The organism is Paenibacillus sp. J22R98 (assembly GCF_059383835.1).
In genome coordinates, this window is record NZ_JBXENW010000002.1 from 981,967 (window position 1) to 999,410 (window position 17,444).

17 protein-coding genes, 1 rRNA gene and 1 other RNA gene are annotated in these 17,444 nt (G+C 48.8%); 13 read left to right on the plus strand and 6 right to left on the minus strand.

What is annotated here, in order from left to right:
• The first annotated feature begins 42 nt into the window (after window positions 1-42).
• Together ssrS and AC50Y3_RS09860 are read left to right on the plus strand one after the other, a co-directional pair.
• Window positions 43-224: non-coding RNA, 6S RNA (ssrS, locus tag AC50Y3_RS09855), on the plus strand.
• Between the two features lie 95 nt (window positions 225-319).
• A complete protein-coding gene (locus AC50Y3_RS09860) occupies window positions 320-715 on the plus strand; it encodes a DUF1499 domain-containing protein (RefSeq protein WP_494818572.1) in 396 nt (131 codons plus the stop codon).
• Window positions 716-780: 65 nt separating this feature from the next.
• On the opposite strand, the gene tpx is transcribed toward AC50Y3_RS09860, so the two are convergent.
• Entirely contained in the window at window positions 781-1,299 is a 519-nt protein-coding gene (gene tpx, locus AC50Y3_RS09865) for a thiol peroxidase (protein ID WP_494818573.1), read from the minus strand.
• A 96-nt stretch (window positions 1,300-1,395) separates the two neighbouring features.
• On the opposite strand from tpx, the gene AC50Y3_RS09870 reads away from it, so the two are divergent.
• The 3 genes from AC50Y3_RS09870 (at window position 1,396) to AC50Y3_RS09880 (ending at window position 4,883) form a co-directional block, all read left to right on the plus strand.
• A complete protein-coding gene (locus tag AC50Y3_RS09870) occupies window positions 1,396-2,016 on the plus strand; it encodes a rhomboid family intramembrane serine protease (RefSeq protein ID WP_494818574.1) in 621 nt (206 codons plus the stop codon).
• A 35-nt stretch (window positions 2,017-2,051) separates the two neighbouring features.
• Window positions 2,052-2,957, plus strand: coding sequence for a glutamate biosynthesis transcriptional regulator GltC (gltC, locus tag AC50Y3_RS09875; protein ID WP_494818575.1), 906 nt, complete (start codon window positions 2,052-2,054; stop codon window positions 2,955-2,957).
• Window positions 2,958-3,062: 105 nt separating this feature from the next.
• A complete protein-coding gene (locus AC50Y3_RS09880) occupies window positions 3,063-4,883 on the plus strand; it encodes a peptidoglycan D,D-transpeptidase FtsI family protein (RefSeq protein WP_494818576.1) in 1,821 nt (606 codons plus the stop codon).
• 17 nt (window positions 4,884-4,900) lie between these two features.
• Here the strand turns inward: AC50Y3_RS09880 and AC50Y3_RS09885 are convergent, their stop codons facing one another.
• Window positions 4,901-6,031 carry an AI-2E family transporter gene (locus tag AC50Y3_RS09885; protein ID WP_494818577.1) on the minus strand — a complete coding sequence of 377 codons (1,131 nt, stop codon included), beginning with the start codon at window positions 6,029-6,031 and terminating at the stop codon, window positions 4,901-4,903.
• 245 nt (window positions 6,032-6,276) lie between these two features.
• On the opposite strand from AC50Y3_RS09885, the gene AC50Y3_RS09890 reads away from it, so the two are divergent.
• A complete protein-coding gene (locus tag AC50Y3_RS09890; protein WP_494818578.1) occupies window positions 6,277-7,713 on the plus strand; it encodes a polysaccharide deacetylase family protein in 1,437 nt (478 codons plus the stop codon).
• Between the two features lie 74 nt (window positions 7,714-7,787).
• On the opposite strand, the gene AC50Y3_RS09895 is transcribed toward AC50Y3_RS09890, so the two are convergent.
• On the minus strand, window positions 7,788-8,402 hold the full coding sequence (locus tag AC50Y3_RS09895) for a PH domain-containing protein (RefSeq protein WP_494818579.1): 615 nt from the start codon (window positions 8,400-8,402) through the stop codon (window positions 7,788-7,790).
• 108 nt (window positions 8,403-8,510) lie between these two features.
• Window positions 8,511-10,199: a dihydroxy-acid dehydratase gene (gene ilvD, locus AC50Y3_RS09900; protein WP_210664209.1), complete on the minus strand. Its 1,689-nt coding sequence runs from the start codon at window positions 10,197-10,199 to the stop codon at window positions 8,511-8,513.
• A 282-nt stretch (window positions 10,200-10,481) separates the two neighbouring features.
• Here ilvD and AC50Y3_RS09905 point away from each other — a divergent pair, with 282 nt between their 5' ends.
• From AC50Y3_RS09905 to AC50Y3_RS09930, 6 genes are read left to right on the plus strand one after another with little or no spacing between them, the layout of a single operon-like run.
• Window positions 10,482-10,784 carry an urease subunit gamma gene (locus AC50Y3_RS09905; RefSeq protein WP_494818580.1) on the plus strand — a complete coding sequence of 101 codons (303 nt, stop codon included), beginning with the start codon at window positions 10,482-10,484 and terminating at the stop codon, window positions 10,782-10,784.
• 25 nt (window positions 10,785-10,809) lie between these two features.
• Window positions 10,810-11,181: an urease subunit beta gene (gene ureB / locus AC50Y3_RS09910; protein WP_494818581.1), complete on the plus strand. Its 372-nt coding sequence runs from the start codon at window positions 10,810-10,812 to the stop codon at window positions 11,179-11,181.
• On the plus strand, window positions 11,174-12,892 hold the full coding sequence (gene ureC, locus AC50Y3_RS09915; RefSeq protein WP_494818582.1) for an urease subunit alpha: 1,719 nt from the start codon (window positions 11,174-11,176) through the stop codon (window positions 12,890-12,892). The genes ureB and ureC overlap by 8 nt, the downstream gene beginning before the upstream one ends.
• A 52-nt stretch (window positions 12,893-12,944) precedes the next feature.
• On the plus strand, window positions 12,945-13,664 hold the full coding sequence (locus AC50Y3_RS09920) for an urease accessory protein UreF (RefSeq protein WP_494818583.1): 720 nt from the start codon (window positions 12,945-12,947) through the stop codon (window positions 13,662-13,664).
• 44 nt (window positions 13,665-13,708) lie between these two features.
• Window positions 13,709-14,452, plus strand: a complete 744-nt coding sequence (gene ureG / locus AC50Y3_RS09925; RefSeq protein WP_494818584.1) for an urease accessory protein UreG — start codon at window positions 13,709-13,711, stop codon at window positions 14,450-14,452.
• Window positions 14,427-15,287: an urease accessory protein UreD gene (locus tag AC50Y3_RS09930; RefSeq protein WP_494818585.1), complete on the plus strand. Its 861-nt coding sequence runs from the start codon at window positions 14,427-14,429 to the stop codon at window positions 15,285-15,287. Before ureG ends, AC50Y3_RS09930 begins: the two co-directional genes overlap by 26 nt.
• A 33-nt stretch (window positions 15,288-15,320) precedes the next feature.
• Here AC50Y3_RS09930 and AC50Y3_RS09935 read toward each other — a convergent pair whose 3' ends face one another.
• On the minus strand, window positions 15,321-15,863 hold the full coding sequence (locus AC50Y3_RS09935; protein WP_494818586.1) for a GNAT family N-acetyltransferase: 543 nt from the start codon (window positions 15,861-15,863) through the stop codon (window positions 15,321-15,323).
• Window positions 15,864-16,240: 377 nt separating this feature from the next.
• Window positions 16,241-16,591 carry a hypothetical protein gene (locus AC50Y3_RS09940; RefSeq protein ID WP_494818587.1) on the minus strand — a complete coding sequence of 117 codons (351 nt, stop codon included), beginning with the start codon at window positions 16,589-16,591 and terminating at the stop codon, window positions 16,241-16,243.
• A gap of 531 nt (window positions 16,592-17,122) precedes the next feature.
• Here AC50Y3_RS09940 and AC50Y3_RS09945 point away from each other — a divergent pair.
• Window positions 17,123-17,444 (plus strand): 16S ribosomal RNA (locus tag AC50Y3_RS09945); the annotation flags it as partial.

Sequence of the window (17,444 nt, forward strand, 5' to 3'; positions counted from 1 at the left end):
GTGTCACGTTTACTTTTACCCCTGTTACGTCTATAATAACTATACATCCTGCGATGTGCGTTACGGCTTATAACTTGTTTTGAACCAATGGCTGTTTTAAGGGAGACTCAATTGAAACGCAGCTGACAGGCCCTCGAAAAGGGATCTCAAAAACGTTTCTGCGGCCACCCACCTGCGAGAGCGGGTTCAGAAACAAGCAAGTCGGACGGCATGGCGGGTTACTTACTTAAGCGAAAAGGGGGCAACCCCTTTTTTTTATGTTAGAAACTATGTTATGATATCTCTTAGCGTACATAGAAGTTGGAGGGGGAGATTACCTTTGTCTTTGAAGCGGTCCCTTATCGGGTTGCTGCGCAGTCATGAATTGACTGGCGATAAAGCGAAAGATCCGTTACTGAAATCCCATTATTACAAGTTGTCACGGGAGAGAGCTTGGGAAGAGGTTGTCTCTACACTAAAGAAGATGCAAGGCTACAAAGTGCTTCATGAAGTACAATCCGTAGGTGAGATCGTACTCGAGAAACGTACGGTAACCGGCCGTACAATGGATATTACGGTATCCGTTATCAACGTGAATCCTGTTACAGCAGCGGTGGACATTTATTCCGCGTCGCGCGGTTCTTTCGGAGATCTTGGATCCAATTACCGAATCATTATTGATCTTTATCGGACTCTCGATAAGAAGCTGGCTCAATATAAAACGACCGGCATATAATAACGAGAAAAAGCGAGGAAGGGAGTCCCTGCCTCGCTTTTGTCATATGCGGATCAATATGTAGCTTATACGAGTGCTTTCACTGCATTAATCGCATTCTCGTAGTTCGGGTGTTCCGTCATTTCGCTTAGCACTTCCACGTATTGAATCGTGTCATTGCTGTCGATGACGAAGATCGCGCGCATATCCAGGTGAAGATCTTTGATCAATACGCCGTAAGCTTCGCCGAAATTGTTGTTTTTGTAGTCCGACAGAAGAACAACTTTGTCGACGCCTGCAGCACCGCACCAACGAGCTTGTGCGAATGGAAGGTCTACGCTTACTGTCAGTACAGCTACGTTCTCGCCAAGAGTTGCTGCTTCTTCGTTGAAACGACGAGTTTGCGCATCGCAAACGCCTGTATCGATCGAAGGCACTACGCTGACAAGTTTCACTTTGCCTGCGAAGTCTTTCAAGGAAACAACCTCAACAAGCGATTTGTTCAATTGGAAATCAGGAGCTTGATCACCGATTTTCAATTCTGGGCCAATCAGAGTAAGCGGGTTGCCTTTAAGAGTAGCAACGCCTGTGCGTTCTTGTGCCATTAATAAACAGCCTCCTTGGGATGGAATTGGTTCATACCAAATTATTATAACTATAATGAATTGCCATTGTCCAATAGGAGGGCAAAGGAGACCACAATGATATTCTTACGTTATGAAAGTTTTCGCAGCTACCTGCGGCTATATCCGGTTACGGTGGCGATTATCGCGCTGAACCTGCTCGTCTACATCGGTGATCGTTACATACTGGATGGTGTGCTGCTGGAGCATGGCTTATTTTACAGTGATCCAAACGACAATTATTTCTCACTTGCGGAGCCTTGGCGATATGTGACGGCTCAATTCCTGCATCTGAGTATTTCGCATATTTTCTTCAACATGTTTGCCGTACTGGTATTTGCACCGCCGCTTGAACGGATGCTCGGCCATGTGAAGTATCTGCTATTTTATCTGCTGTGCGGCATCGTCGGCAATCTATTCAGTGCCATCGCAGATTCCTCTACGGCCGGAGCAGGTGCTTCCGGTGCCATCTATGGGGTATATGGCGCCTATCTCTACTTGGCGCTGATGAAACGCTCACTCGACCCGGATTCACGCAAAACGGTGTATACGATACTGATATTCGGCATTTTGTATTCGATTTTTGCGCCGGGAATTGGGCTTTGGGCTCATTTTGGCGGATTGTTTGCCGGGTTCGTGCTTGCTTATGCGTACGACTGGTATCTCATTTCGAAGAGGAATCGCCGATATAATCAATAATGGCAGCTTTTATATAGAGAAGAAGAGGGGACACAATGGAGCTTCGTCAATTGTATTATTTCGTAAAAGTGGCTAAGAAAGAGCATGTTACGAAAGCGGCAGAGGAGCTGCATGTGGCACAATCTGCGGTCAGCCGACAAATTCATCAGCTGGAGGAGGAGCTTGGAGCTAAGCTCTTCCTGCAGAAAGGACGCAACCTGCAGCTTACGCCGGTCGGGGCGTTGTTTCTGAAACGGGCGGAAGTGATACTGGCTGACTTGGAACGCTCCGTTGTGGAAATTCAAGAGTTTCTCGATCCGGAGAAAGGGGAGATTCGGCTTGGATTTCCGCACAGCTTAGGTATCTCACTCATACCTGAGGTTGTTGCGGCGTTCCGGAAGCTGAACCCTAACGTGAAATTTCGGTTTAAACAAGGGATGTTCCCTTCCCTGATTCAAGATGTGATGAAGGGCGAAGTCGATCTGGCTTTCGTATCGCCCTGTCCGGAGAAGCACCCCCATGTTACGGGGCAAATCGTCTTGACGGAGGAGCTGTTTGTGATTCTGCCTCCGAATCATCCGCTTGCCACTGAAGAATCGATTGAATTGGCTCAATTGAAGGACGAGCTGTTCGTGTTGTTCAGTGAAGGGTACTCGCTGCGTCCAATCGTATGGGAGGCGTGTCTGGCGGCCGGATTTACACCGCAGATCGGATTTGAAGGAGAAGAGACCGATACGATTCGCGGTCTTGTTGCAGCGGGCATGGGCGTCAGTTTGCTGCCTGAACTGGCTTTGTATGCGTCAGGGCCGCTTAAGCCGGCTAAGGTGCGCGTAAGTTCGCCGCAAGTGACTCGGACGATCGGACTTATTTATCGATCCAATGAGAAGCTTCCGCTTGTCGCGAAATCATTTCAGCGTTTTCTTCTTGATTTCTTCGAATGCAGCCGGTTTCGGGACAAATAACAGGGGTCATAGAGTTGGGGTCAATCAGAGTAAATCTGATTGGCCTTTTTTTATTAAGGGGATACTTGTAAAAAATCCCTTTCGGCAGTGGAGGATTGTGTCATCATGAGCAGTGAGCGGCGTAGAAGTAGACAACAGCGAATTTTCATCATCTTAATGGGGCTAAGTGTAGTGATACTTCTTTTTGTATTGCGCATCGGATGGCTGCAATTGATGCCTTCTGCACCGGTAACAGCGAGCAGCTCGGATTGGAAGGAAGAGTCCGTTTCGCAGCGGGAACGGACGTTGGTGCTGGATACGGGGCGGGGGGATTTCTACGACCGTGCAGGAAGACCGCTAACAGGCGAGACCTACGAAGCGCTTGCTGTATTTCCGCTGCAAAAGAATTCGCGTACAGATAACCCTAAGGACATCAGTGAGCTGGCTAAAGTGCTTGAGGTGCAGCCTTCGTTGTTTGAACATTGGATGGAGGGATTAAAGGAACCTGCCTTCTGGCAGAAGGTAGGGGAGGGAATGCCGCATCGGCTGTCTGCGAATCAGTTAACCGCAATAGAATCGCTGCACATTAACGGGGTGCGGGTGCTGCCCTATCATAACCGCTATCCGTCCGCCTTCAGCGTCAAGCACGCGATTGGCTACATCAGTCAGCATCCGGAACTGCTCCAAACCGATTATAGTAAGCGGCTCAAGGAGCATACGATGAGCTTGAGGGATCAGACCGGCGGCGCTGGCTTGGAGCGATCTTTGGACCCGCTGCTGCAAGGCACAGGACCGACTGCGGTGTCTTATTTTACAGATGGGACGGACAAGCCCATGCATGGTTTGAACTTAAGGCTAATTAGCCCGAATAATCCGTATTACCCGATTAAAGTGATGACGACGATGGATCTGTCCTTGCAAAATCAGTTGGAGAATTATGTGGATCAGAAAGGGCTCAAGGAGGGGGCAGTCGTTGTCCTCGATGCGGTTACCGGAGATATTATCGCAATGATTTCAAGGCCTCAGCTCGCAATGAGCTGGATTGACGCCTCAGGCATGGATGCAGCGAATCATGCGATTAGAGCGGCAACACCGGGATCGATATTCAAAATCGTGACGGAAGCAGCTGCGCTTGAAGCCAAAGTTACAGGAGAAGGGGAGCAGTTCTACTGTAACGGTAATTATGGCCGATATGGCCTCCATTGTTGGAAGAACGGCGGACATGGTCATGTCACGCTCCAAGAAGCGTTCGCAGGCTCATGCAATGTTGTCTTCGCGGAATTGGCGGAGCGGCTTAGTGCGCAGCAGTTTCTCGTAACTGCTGATCAGCTTGGCATTGCGCGGCAGATCGGATGGAGCAGTAAAGAGGCATTTGCGCCGCTTGGAAGACCGCTGCGGCAATTCCAGGAGGAAGAAGCGGGAAAAGTGTTCGCTGTACTGCAAGGGGCTAGAGATGGCGGCCAGTTGGCCCAAACCGGCATTGGCCAAAGAGATGTTAAGCTCTCACCGCTTCAAGCGGCTAATTTGATTGTTACATTGCTGCATGATGGCCGTGTTCAAGAGCCTAGGCTCGTTAATGAAATTCGATATGGGAATGGGCAAATACTGGCTAAGCTTGCGAGACAGTCTTCAACATCTCAATACGGACTAATTCATGCGCGTACAGCTCGAACCTTACTTAGGGGGATGGAGGCCGTAGTCGGTTATGGAACGGGAAAAGGAATCCGAAATGGAATATGGGCGGTCGCCGGTAAGTCCGGCACCGCCCAAATCAGAAGAGGAGATCGAGAAAGGTTAAATCAATGGTTTGTCGGCTACGGCCCTGTTACACAACCCCGCTATGCTGTTGCAGTGCTGGCCGAGAATCGCACGCTCGGAACTTCCAATCAAGCGACGGTTATATTCCGGGGTGTTATGGATATTCTTGCAAAGCAGGAGAAGAGCTAATTCAAATGATGCGGCAGCTAGTCCGCAATTTCCGTATTCTCTGCCGGATTGGTTTGATGATCAAACTCGCCTTTCGGTGAATGAATCCAGCGGTGGAAATAACGTTGGTCATACAGCGCCTTTAGTAAAATCATAAGAATCGGCGACAGGATAACGCCTGCGATTCCGAATATCGAAAGCGATATGATCATAAATGCGAGCATGGTGAAGGCAGAGACACCGAGCGTGTCGCCGGTAATCTTAGGCTCGAGAAATTGACGGGTCAACACGACGGCAAGGAACAAGCAGCTGAGCCAAATCGCGAGCGTCGTGTTGCCGACAATGAACAGGTAAATAATCCACGGAATAAAGACGGTCCCGACACCGAGCAGCGGCAGCACGTCGAAGAAAGCGGACAGCAGCGCGATGGAGAAGGCGTTGGACACACCTAGCAGCAGCAAAGCCACGAAAATTACGATAAACGTGATGCTGATCAGCTTGCCCTGGGCTTTCAAATAACCGGCAATGCCGGAGAATACATTCTCACGTAAGAACAGGAACGCTTTCTTAAACGTATTAGGCGTTTTCTCTTTCGCCAGCTTTTTCCACTCTTTAATTTCCAAACTAAGGAAATAGGCGAGTATGATTCCGATCGTGAAGTTAATCATAAACGTGGAGAAGGATTTCAAGTACCCGCCAAGCGAAAGCAGGAACGATACCGCAAGATTCGATCCCCATCTCGTGATATAGCCGAAGATTTCATTGGCTTTCTCCACTACATCCGGCGAAAGCGGGAGAGCATGCACTTTATCTTCAAGCATGGCGGCATTTTTCTGAAACTGATCAACGAGTATATCCTGGTACTTGCTTAAATTTGTAGCAAGACCGGTAACCTGTGTCGTTACGACAAAACCGGCACCTACAAATGCACCGACGATGACGAGCGTGAATATTAGAACAGAGATGCCGGAAGCGATGGATTTCTTCATTCCAAGCCGCTGCATCCACCTTGCAGGAGGTTCGATGAACATGAAAATTACGAATGATAGGAATATTGGGGTGGCAATCCGGTATACATAACTGAATACAAGCATGATGAGATACACCGTCAGTACAATTAATGCGATATCGAATGCGGTGCGCCAATATTTACGGTAGAAGGAAAGCATCGGTGGACTCCTTTAATAAATTAGTTTTGAACCGTTTAGTATCCCGATTGTACTATAAAATAACAGTGTTTCCCAACTTAACTTTATGTTAGCCTGAATTTCCGATTTATACAGTATTTCTTCGTTGTAACTTCCGTAGCCGTTATTGTACGTGCTATGTTACAATGAATGAAGGTATCAGGCATCTGTGGCACTCCCTCTTCCAATGGACAAGGATCGAAACTAGGGTGGTGGGAAATCGGATCATGGAAAACTTCCTGCTGTGGGGATTTTATTTTTTAACTTTTTATGCTTTTTTACCTGGAATTATAAGTCGCACATTTGGTTTCCGCGTATTTAAACGGGGACGTGCAGAACGGGAAATTGCCCTAACCTTTGATGATGGGCCAGATCCTGTCTATACACCGCTGCTGCTTGATTTATTAAAGAAATATGATGCGAAAGCGACATTCTTTGTTGTCGGCATCCATGCAGAACGGCACCCGGAGTTATTGCAGCGTATGCATGCTGAAGGGCATGTCATCGGCATTCATAATTACGTACACAAGTCCAATTGGCTTATGCGTCCAAGAACGGTTAAGAAACAAATACACCGCACTTCAGAGATTATTCGCCGGGCAACCGGCGTGCGCTCGGCGTACTACAGACCTCCGTGGGGGATCGTCAATCTGTTTGATTTTTCCAATTTAGGCTATCTTCAAATTATACTTTGGTCTGCGCTGTTCGGCGATTGGCGCAAACGAGTAGGGGCTGAACGTCTAAAGGCCCGCATGATGAAGAAGCTTCGACCGGGAGAAGTGCTGCTTCTACATGACTGCGGCGCCACTTTCGGTGCGGACCTAGATGCGCCGGTTAACATGCTTATTGCATTAGAGGCGTATTTAGAAGCGGGTCGTGAACGTGGGTATCAATTTGTCCATATTACGGACATGATCGCACTCACGGACGGGGATCGCAGCAAGTCGAAAGAATCCAAACCTGCGACACACGGTCTCCTCAAACGGGCGGTCATCGCATGTTGGATGGGCTGGGAGCGGGTGTTCCACGTCTTGTTCCGCGTGAAATCAGGCGGTGAGGGCTCCATCTTCCACATTCGGCTTGTCCCATATCCGGGACAAACGTTGGAACTGTCGGATGGCAGGCGAATCGAGCACAAGGATCCTGTAATCGAACTTCACTTTGATAATCATAAGCTGCTGAAAATGATGACTGAATCACGTTCGATGATGCATGTAGCGATCATGCTTATTCGAGAAGTGCAGAAGGGGATGCCAAAGCTTGCCCAGCAGCTTGTAGGAAACAAAGAGTATGAACATGCAAAAGGGTTATACGGCGTCAGCATGATTAATCGCGGCGCAGAGCAATTCGGTTTCAGCGTACTGCCGATTCCGAAAGGTCTGTTTGATTTATCAACTAGACTGTATTTGAAGCTGCTGCTCCGTGTGCTTCATCCTTCTGGTAAGAAACGTCTGACAGAGCAGGGATCAAGGCTTGATCCGCGAATTATTGCCATGTCGATGGAACAATTCTGGGGTCGTTACGGTGCTGAGGCAAACGTAAATCCGAGCTGGAAGAAGGCGCAAACCTACGAACCGAAGCTTCATCAAGGATCGCGTCCGGGGCTTACTCCTGCAGCTTATGATAATGCGAATGCAGCCGGAGCCGGAGAGTACACACCTTAACGAAACGCTGGATAGATTGGATAAGAAGGGCGCCTCGAAACTCGGGGCGCCTTTCTTGTTGTCATGCTTCCAAATTAGTGGTTAATATAACGCTCGAAGACAGCACCGAAATCTTTCGATTTATATTGCTTTTGCGTTTCGGCCAGCCAATTGAAGGCAAGCTGGTTGATCGACTTGAACTGTTCGGAGAGATCGATTTCAGCTTTATAAATTTGGCTTACCGTCGAGGAAGCCAGATCTAAGCTCTGCTTTGCAAAGCCCAGAGCGATTTCATTCTCGTGCGTAAGCTCGGCGATTTTGATCAGTGCTTTATAGAGATCTTTTACTTCTTCGATATGTTTCTTATGCACGTCTATGGTGAATGGCGTGCCTCCAAGATTGAATTTGATTTCAACATCGAGATCGACGGTTCCTGCCGTTTCTAAGTATACGCTGGAAATCTTATGTGCACTGTATGAATAGCGGTGAAGCGTTCTTTTCTTGCTGACTGCACTTGTGCCATCGAGGTGGATGAGTGCTTGATTCGTGAAGCAGTACTCATCGGATTTGGATTTGATCAGAAAGTAAATTTTCTCGTTATCCTCGTGCAGGACATAATCGTCGGCATCAACCTTATCATAGTTTTCCGGCTTGATGACAGAACCTAAATCGCTTAATCCAAGCAAATCGGCAGCTACTTTCCCGAACATGAGAATCCCTCCATCATCTAAAATAAAAAATCGCCCTGCATATAAGTAGTTGGCTAACAACTAGTCATACGCAGGGCGATTCCATTATGTTTCAATTTTACGGCGGAATTAATTAAATCTTAGAACGCCGCCTGTGCTTGCATTTGTTACAAGGTGGGAATAACGAGCCAGATAACCTTTTTTGATTTTCGGCTCAAAACCTTTCCAATTCGCACGGCGAGCTTCAAACTCCTCGTCGCTGATCAGAAGGTTCATTTGGTTGTTGATCAGATCAAGCTCTACTAGATCGCCGTCTTGAACGAAAGCGATAGGACCGCCTTCAGCAGCTTCCGGTGAAACGTGACCGATACTGATTCCGCGGGATGCACCGGAGAATCGGCCGTCTGTTACGAGACCAACCTTAGCTCCAAGACCCATACCGACGATTTGCGACGTTGGCGCAAGCATCTCTGGCATACCAGGTCCGCCTTTAGGGCCTTCGTAACGAATGACGACAACATGTCCTTCTTTAACTTTACCGTTAGCGATGCCGTGCAGTGCCTCATCTTGCGAATCGAAGCAAATTGCAGGACCTTTATGGTAGCCGCCGACCGATTTATCAACAGCGCCGACTTTAATGATCGCACCGCGTGGTGCAAGGTTACCGAATAGAACAGCTAGTCCGCCGCGCTCGCTATGCGGGTTGTCCAGCGTATGAAGAACATCCGTATCCTTGATATCGTGTCCGGCTACATTCTCGCGAAGTGTCTTACCTGTTACGGTAAGCACGTCACCGTGAAGGGCGCCTTCTTTCTTGAACAGCTCGTTGATAATTGCGCTAACGCCGCCGGCATTGTGCACGTCTTCGATGTGGTAATCCGAAGCCGGAGCAATCTTCGCAAGATGCGGAACGCGTGCTGCAATCTCATTGATACGCTCGATTGGGTATTCAATACCTGCTTCATGAGCGATTGCAAGCGTATGAAGGACAGTGTTTGTGGAACCGCCCATTGCCATATCAAGTGCAAATGCATTGTCGATGGAATCTTTGGTCACGATATCGCGTGGTTTCAGATCCATCTCGATCAAGTTCATCAGCTGGCGAGCAGCTTGTTTGACGAATTCTTTACGTTCAGGCGATACAGCAAGGATTGTGCCGTTACCCGGAAGCGCCAGGCCAAGACCTTCTGCCAGACAGTTCATGGAGTTAGCTGTGAACATACCGGAGCAAGATCCGCAAGTCGGACAACCGAATTGCTCAAGCTCTGTAAGACTAGCTTCGTCGATTTTACCTGCTTGGAATGCACCGACACCTTCAAATACGCTGGAGAGCGAAATCGAGCGGCCATCGGAAGTTTTGCCTGCTTTCATTGGTCCGCCGCTGACAAGCATTGTCGGGATGTTGACGCGAAGCGCGCCCATGATCATGCCCGGTGTAATTTTGTCGCAGTTTGGAATACAAACCATGCCGTCAAACCAGTGAGCATTAACAACGGTTTCTACGGAGTCCGCAATAATTTCACGGCTTGCAAGGGAATAACGCATACCGATATGTCCCATTGCAATTCCGTCGTCGACGCCAATCGTATTGAATTCGAAAGGCACGCCGCCTGCTTCCCAGATCGCTTCTTTAACGAGCTTTCCGAATTCCTGCAAGTGAACGTGGCCTGGAATGATATCGATGTACGAGTTGCAAACCGCGATAAACGGTTTACCGAAGTCTTCCTCTTTTACCCCGGCAGCACGCAGCAAGCTGCGGTGCGGAGCGCGGTCAAATCCTTTTTTAATTGTGTCTGAACGCATCTTTTTTGCCGCCATTTCTGTCCCTCCCAAAGTAAGTTCAATAAATTTTAGTCTATCACATCGGGCATTGAATGGCTAGCACGTTCGCCCATGGAGAAGGTGGCAAGGAAGCTGAGAAATTTACGTATAAGATGAAAGGATTTGTACTCTATTTCGACAAAACCTGACATCGTATCCTATTAAATAACAATTAATGGTCTCAATCTATCACCATATGTTATTAAACATAACACAAAAGATTTACTTGGTCCCTTTGAACCGCTATAATAATAGAAAACGTTGGAAGAGGTGCCCTGTATGCAGTTAACGGAAAGGGAAAAAGAAAAGCTTCTAATTACGATTGCTGCCGATTTGGCACGCAGACGACTGAATCGGGGCGTGAAATTAAATTACCCTGAGAGTATAGCGCTGATTACTTCTGAAATTTTAGAAGGTGCCCGCGATGGGCTGACTGTAGCGCAACTGATGGAACACGGTACAACGATTCTAAGCCGGGAACAAGTGATGTCCGGCGTGGCGGATATGATCCATGAAGTGCAAGTCGAAGCGACATTTCCGGATGGAACGAAGCTTGTGACCATTCATCATCCCATACTTTAACGTTGCTAGAGAGAAGGGGATTGCCATGATTCCAGGAGAATACCGTACGGTTGCCGGGGAAATTGAGCTGAATGCGGGCCGAGAAACGGTGGAAATTCTAGTTGTGAATACGGGAGATCGGCCTGTGCAGGTGGGTTCGCATTTTCATTTCTTTGAAGTTAACCGGGCACTGGCATTTGATCGCGAAGCGGCATTCGGCATGCGACTTCATATTCCGGCCGGCACGGCAGTGAGGTTTGAGCCTGGTGAGGAGAAGCCGGTTCAGCTTGTTGAGCTTGGTGGAAGCAAACGCTCCTTTGGATTAAACGCGTTGACTAATGGTCCTGCAATTCGCGGTAATATGTCTGAAGAAGTGCGCAGCAGGCTTACAGCATGGGAGGGCCTCCGTCATGAGTAAGATGAGTCGCAGCAGTTACGCAGCCATGTTCGGTCCGACAACAGGCGATGCCGTTCGGTTAGCGGATACGGAATTATGGGCCCAAATAGAGAAGGATTACACGGTCTATGGAGACGAGTGCAAGTTCGGCGGTGGAAAAGTTATTCGAGATGGTATGGGGCAATCGAGCGGAGCGCTGCGCAGTGAAGGCGTTCTGGATACGCTGATTACCAATGCGATTGTCATTGACCACTGGGGGATAGTGAAAGCCGATATCGGGATTCGAGACGGTGTAATTGTAGGCATCGGTAAAGCAGGCAATCCGGATATTATGGATGGTGTTATGCCAAACATGGTCGTCGGCGCGAGTACAGAGGTTATTGCAGGTGAAGGGAAGATTGTAACTGCTGGCGGAATCGACAGCCATATTCACTTTATTTGCCCGCAGCAGATTGAAACGGCGCTTTCTTCAGGTGTAACTACCATGATTGGCGGCGGCACCGGGCCTGCGACGGGCACGAATGCAACGACCTGCACGCCGGGGGCGTGGCATATGCGCAGGATGCTGGAAGCTGCTGAAGCGTTTCCGATGAACCTGGGCTTTACGGGCAAAGGTAATTCATCCTTCACCGGACCGCTCATTGAGCAAATCGAAGCGGGAGCCATTGGGCTGAAGCTGCATGAAGACTGGGGAACGACGCCGGCTTCCATTGATGTTTGCCTAACGGCAGCTGATCTGTACGATGTTCAAGTAGCAATACATACCGATACGCTGAATGAAGCGGGGTTTCTGGAGGATACGCTCGCTGCATTTAAAGGCCGGACTATCCATACGTATCATACGGAAGGGGCGGGCGGCGGGCATGCTCCGGATATTATCCGAGCAGCCGGCGAGTTGAATGTACTGCCTTCATCAACAAACCCGACACGTCCGTTTACGATTAATACGATTGAAGAGCATTTGGATATGCTGATGGTCTGTCATCATTTGGACAGCAGCATACCCGAGGATGTTGCTTTTGCAGACTCGCGGATTCGTCCGGAGACGATAGCGGCCGAAGATATTTTGCATGATATGGGCGTATTCAGCATGATCAGTTCGGATTCGCAAGCGATGGGTCGTGTTGGGGAAGTTATAATCCGAACTTGGCAAACCGCCGACAAGATGAAGAAACAGCGTGGTCCTTTGGCGCCTGATACGAGTGCTGAGGCTGATAATTTTCGCATCAAGCGTTATATCGCGAAGTACACGATTAACCCCGCGATTACGCATGGCATTTCACATTTGGTGGGTTCCATCGAGCCTGGCAAATTCGCGGATTTGGTCGTGTGGAGCCCGATGTTTTTTGGCGTAAAGCCGGATCTGGTGCTCAAAGGCGGAAGTATCGCGTACGCGCAGATGGGTGATCCCAATGCATCGATTCCGACGCCGCAGCCGGTATTCGGCCGTCCGATGTTTGCTGCGTTTGGCAAAGCCAAGCATAGCAGTTCGATCACTTTCGTGTCGCAGGCGGCTTATGATCGCGGCATCGCCGATGAACTGGGCTTAGCTAAACGGATCGAGCCGGTGAGGGGCTGCAGGTCGGTCACGAAGAAGGATATGATCCACAATGATGCGACACCGATCATTACCGTTGATCCGGAAACCTATGAAGTGAAAGTGGATGGTGTCCCTGCGACCTGTGAACCGGCGGACGTTCTGCCGATGGCTCAGCTATACTTCTTGTTTTAGATTTATCAACGCCTTATAGCTACTTCCGGTTTGGAATGGAGGTGATGGGAGCTTGCCCATAAATTCAGAAGAAAGTCAGAACCCTGCGGTGCTGCCTTGGCTTGCTCTTCAACAGCTGCTCGACTCGGCATTGCCGATAGGCGGGTTCTCCCATTCCTTCGGTTTGGAGACGCTGGTACAGGAAGAGATGTTGCAAACAAGCAAGCAGCTTGAGGATTACACCGTTTCGATGCTGAGGCAAAGCTGGTCAACAGCGGATGTGATGGTCATCAAATCCGTATATCGCGACATGCCGATGCAAGATTATCGTTCTATTTGGGCCGTAGAGAGGCTTGTTCATGTTCAGCGAACGGCAATTGAAACGCGGAATGGGATCGAGAAGATGGGGCGACGGCTTTTACAGCTGCTTGGTTCCTTATATCCCAGTTATGACTGGACGCCTTTGCAAGAAGGGCTAAAGTCGAAGAATTGCTTAGCCACTCATCCGCTGGTGTTCGGATTTGCTTGCTACCGTCTGGGAATCACGCTTGAACAAGCGGCGCAAGGGTATATGTATGCGAGCATTGTTAACTGCATCAACAGTGCGTTGAGGCTCATGTCGATTGGTCAGACCGAAGGGCAAACCATCATTGCCAGGCTGACGCCGAAGACGATGGAAGCTTGGAAGGCGGTATCGGAGATGATGCCGGAGGACGCTTACAGCTTCATGCCTTTGAGTGAAATGGCTATGATGCGCCATGAGAATCTGTACTCTCGTCTATTCATGTCTTAATTGCAGATAGTCGAATCTTCATATCCCGCTAGGAGGAATGTACAATGTGTCAAGGACAAGGTCATCATCATCACGAGTGGGAGCAGCCGGCAATCGATCGTGCAGGTTCAAGGCCGGTTCGCATTGGTATTGGCGGCCCGGTTGGTTCGGGAAAGACGGCATTGGTTGAACGTCTTGCTGGTGCGCTGAAGGACAAATATAGTGTGGCCGTCATCACGAATGACATTTATACGAAAGAAGATGCTCGAATTTTGGCTGCCACCGGTGTACTGCCGGAAGAGCGTATTATCGGAGTAGAGACGGGCGGATGTCCACATACCGCGATTCGCGAGGATGCCTCGATGAATTTTGAAGCGGTGGATGAGCTGACAAGCCGTTTTGATGATCTTGATTTGATCTTTATCGAAAGCGGCGGCGATAATTTGGCAGCGGCCTTTAGTCCGGAGCTGGTGGATCGGTTTATCTACATTATTGACGTAGCACAAGGTGAGAAAATCCCGCGCAAAGGCGGCCCAGGCATCATGCGCTCGGATTTGTTGATTATTAACAAAATCGATCTGGCCCCTCATGTAGGTGCAAGCCTTGAAGTGATGGAGTCCGATACGAAACGCATGCGAGGAGAGCGGCCTTATGTGTTCTCGAACCTGTTCGGCGGCGTAAACGTGGATCGCATTGTTGCTTGGCTGGAGCATGAGCTCGCCCACGCTCATAGACATGAGCATCATCACGAACACGAGCATAAGCATGAGAGTGGACATGATCATGCAGCAGCACATCACCACTCCTAAGCAGGAGGGGCAGCGTGTATCTCAGCTTCGGGCGGTATTTGAGAAGCGGGAGCGCGGAACGGTTTTGACTTCGAAATATCATACTGCGCCTATCAAGATCGCAAAAGCATTTCCGCTTAATGGTCCGCTGGGTGTCATCGTGATGGATGTATCTCCTGGTCTTCTGGCTGGCGATCGTTACGAATTCGAATGGGAAATAAGGCAAGGTGCACATGCCTATGTCACGAATCAGTCGTTCACTAAAGTGCATCCATCTAATCCGCTGCTTGGCGGATCTTCAATTAGGCAAAGCTTCGAGCTCGGCGGCGGCGCGGTATTGGAGTCAATGCCAGAGCCGGTCATGCTTTACCGGGATGCTGCACTGGATTCCGAGACGGAGGTTCGCTTAGGCGAAGGTGCTGTGTGGATGGGAGCTGAAGTGCTTTGCCCGGGCAGGACGCTGCGTGGCGAGTTGTTCGACTACGTCCATCTGAAGAACAAGGTACGTGTTTATTATGAGGATGAACTGATCTACGCGCAGCAGCAAAATATCATACCGGAATCGCAGCTATTGTCGGCTCCCGGTTGTCTGGGGAAGTTGACTCATACCGGTGTATTCTATGCTTTTGCAGATCGGATCCAAGCGAAGCATGCTGAGACGGTTCGGGCTGCGTTAGAATCGTTGCCGAGTCGCGGACAGAGAGAGATTCAGTGGGGCGTATCGCTTACTTATAAGCATGGCCTTGCGGTCATGGCAGCTGGAACGACGGCTTGGCACATCCAAGAAACACTTGCTGTGGTATGGGCGGTAATGAGGGAGGAACTGCTGGGATTATCGCCTTTTGCGATAAGCTAGAATAAAAGGATGGCGAATTGCTCGCCATCCTTTTTATTTGGTGAAGTATTCTGTTCTGGTGATCCCGAAGTACTCGAGATCCTCGAATTGATCCCATTTGCGGATATGCTGTTTAAAAGTCCCTTCGTGTTTCAGGCCTGCTTTGGTTAATACTGCGGATGATGCCGGATTACGTGTCATAGCTGCACCGATGATGCGATTCAGGTTCAGTACTTCGAAGCCGTAGCGGACAATACGTTTGGCGGCCTCAGTTGCATAACCTTGTCCCCAGAATTCCTGGCCTAACCAGTAACCGATTTCGGCTCGCTGATGTACGGCTGTTAGGTTTAAGCTGATGCATCCCATTAGCTGCTGTTGTTTCTCTTCTATTATAGCGAAGGTAAAACCGTGTCCGTGCTGGGCTGCATCTTTGCGAAACGCGATCCATGCATCGGCTGCTCCGTCGGGGTAAGGATGTGGAAGCGACAGAGTAGTACGGGCGACCTCGTATTGCCCGGCTAGCTTTTGTACGGTGGACGCATCCTTTTGTTCAAAGGGGCGAAGTTGCAATCTAGGTGTCTGTAAGGTAATACTCATGCCGATTCACCTCGCAGCGACTTTTCCTCAATTATAGCAGGGGGCGAAGGCGAGGTCATCCGTGTTTCGGCATATAATAAAAGCTCTTGCTTACCCGCTGTTGAGAGGGAGGAGCAAGAGCTTTGATGTGCGATACAGTTTAGATTAGTAAAGCTTATTGTTAATCCTCTGCATTGCTGTTGCTTTTCTTATCAGAGGACTTTGTTGTTGTATTCTTGCGTCCTTGACCTTGCTGCTTTGCCATGGGGCACACTCCTTTCCGGGAAGATGTAGCCTATTGTGTGTAGGAATGTCCCCAAATATGAGCATAGAGGAAGAATAATCAAAAAGACCATGATTCGAATGAAGGTCTCATTCCAGTCATGGTCTTTGAACTGTTACATAGCCATTGGATTCCGTGATGTCAGCACATTCTTGATGCTTTGTGCGCGCCACTTCGATACATGGACTTGTTTGGCTTCGGAAGTGCTGCGGTCAAAGCAGATCGTACCATCCGTTAGGGAAAGTACCTTCTCGGCGTTAACGTAGCAATTGGCGCTTACTTTGATGAAACGACCTGATGTGATGTAACTGTTCAACTGCTCGGTAGTAATTCTCTTCTTTATGTTGTAGTTTCTACCGTGAAAGCTGGCCAGACCAAGCCTACCAACCTTGAAGTAATAAATGTCCTTCTCTACCTCAAAGTTTTCGTAAATGTTGCGAGCATCGTCTGCTACTACCTTCATCATGTAATGATCCCCCTCAATAAGATGAATTTGTTAGCGCTTTCATTTTACCACAAACATGTGGGCTTGTGAACAGCATGAACCATTTTTTTCATATTTTTTTTGCGGGAATGGTACCCTGCATATTTCTCTTCATTAAATAGCGGAAAATTAAACACCATGTATAAAGAAACTAATCGAGGAAAATCTATTTGTATAATAATACCTGTTGCGATGAACGCAGCGTCCATGGTATATTCTATTTCTGCCTCCGAGACATCAACTTGGAAGCGACGATCGAAACCAAAACAAGCTGAAAAATAAAGCTTGCAATCTTGTTTCGATTCGTGGTAAGATCTAATTCCGGTCATGAGCCGGAAGGAAATAAATCAAGTATTTGTTCTTTGAAAACTGAACAATGAGCGACCAGTCAAATGGTCATAAATCGCGAAATTAACGTTTCGCAAAGCTAGTTTTTTGAATGAGCTAACAAGCGAATTCATCTAGTAGAATGCTCCATTCGAAGCTTTGGCTTCGAACGGAAACCAATCTACTTTTATGGAGAGTTTGATCCTGGCTCAGGACGAACGCTGGCGGCGTGCCTAATACATGCAAGTCGAGCGGATCTTACCTTCGGGTAAGGTTAGCGGCGGACGGGTGAGTAACACGTAGGCAACCTGCCTGTAAGACCGGGATAACATTCGGAAACGGATGCTAATACCGGATATGCAATTTAGCTGCATGGCTGAATTGGGAAAGACGGTGCAAGCTGTCACTTACAGATGGGCCTGCGGTGCATTAGCTAGTTGGTGGGGTAACGGCTCACCAAGGCGACGATGCATAGCCGACCTGAGAGGGTGATCGGCCACACTGGGAC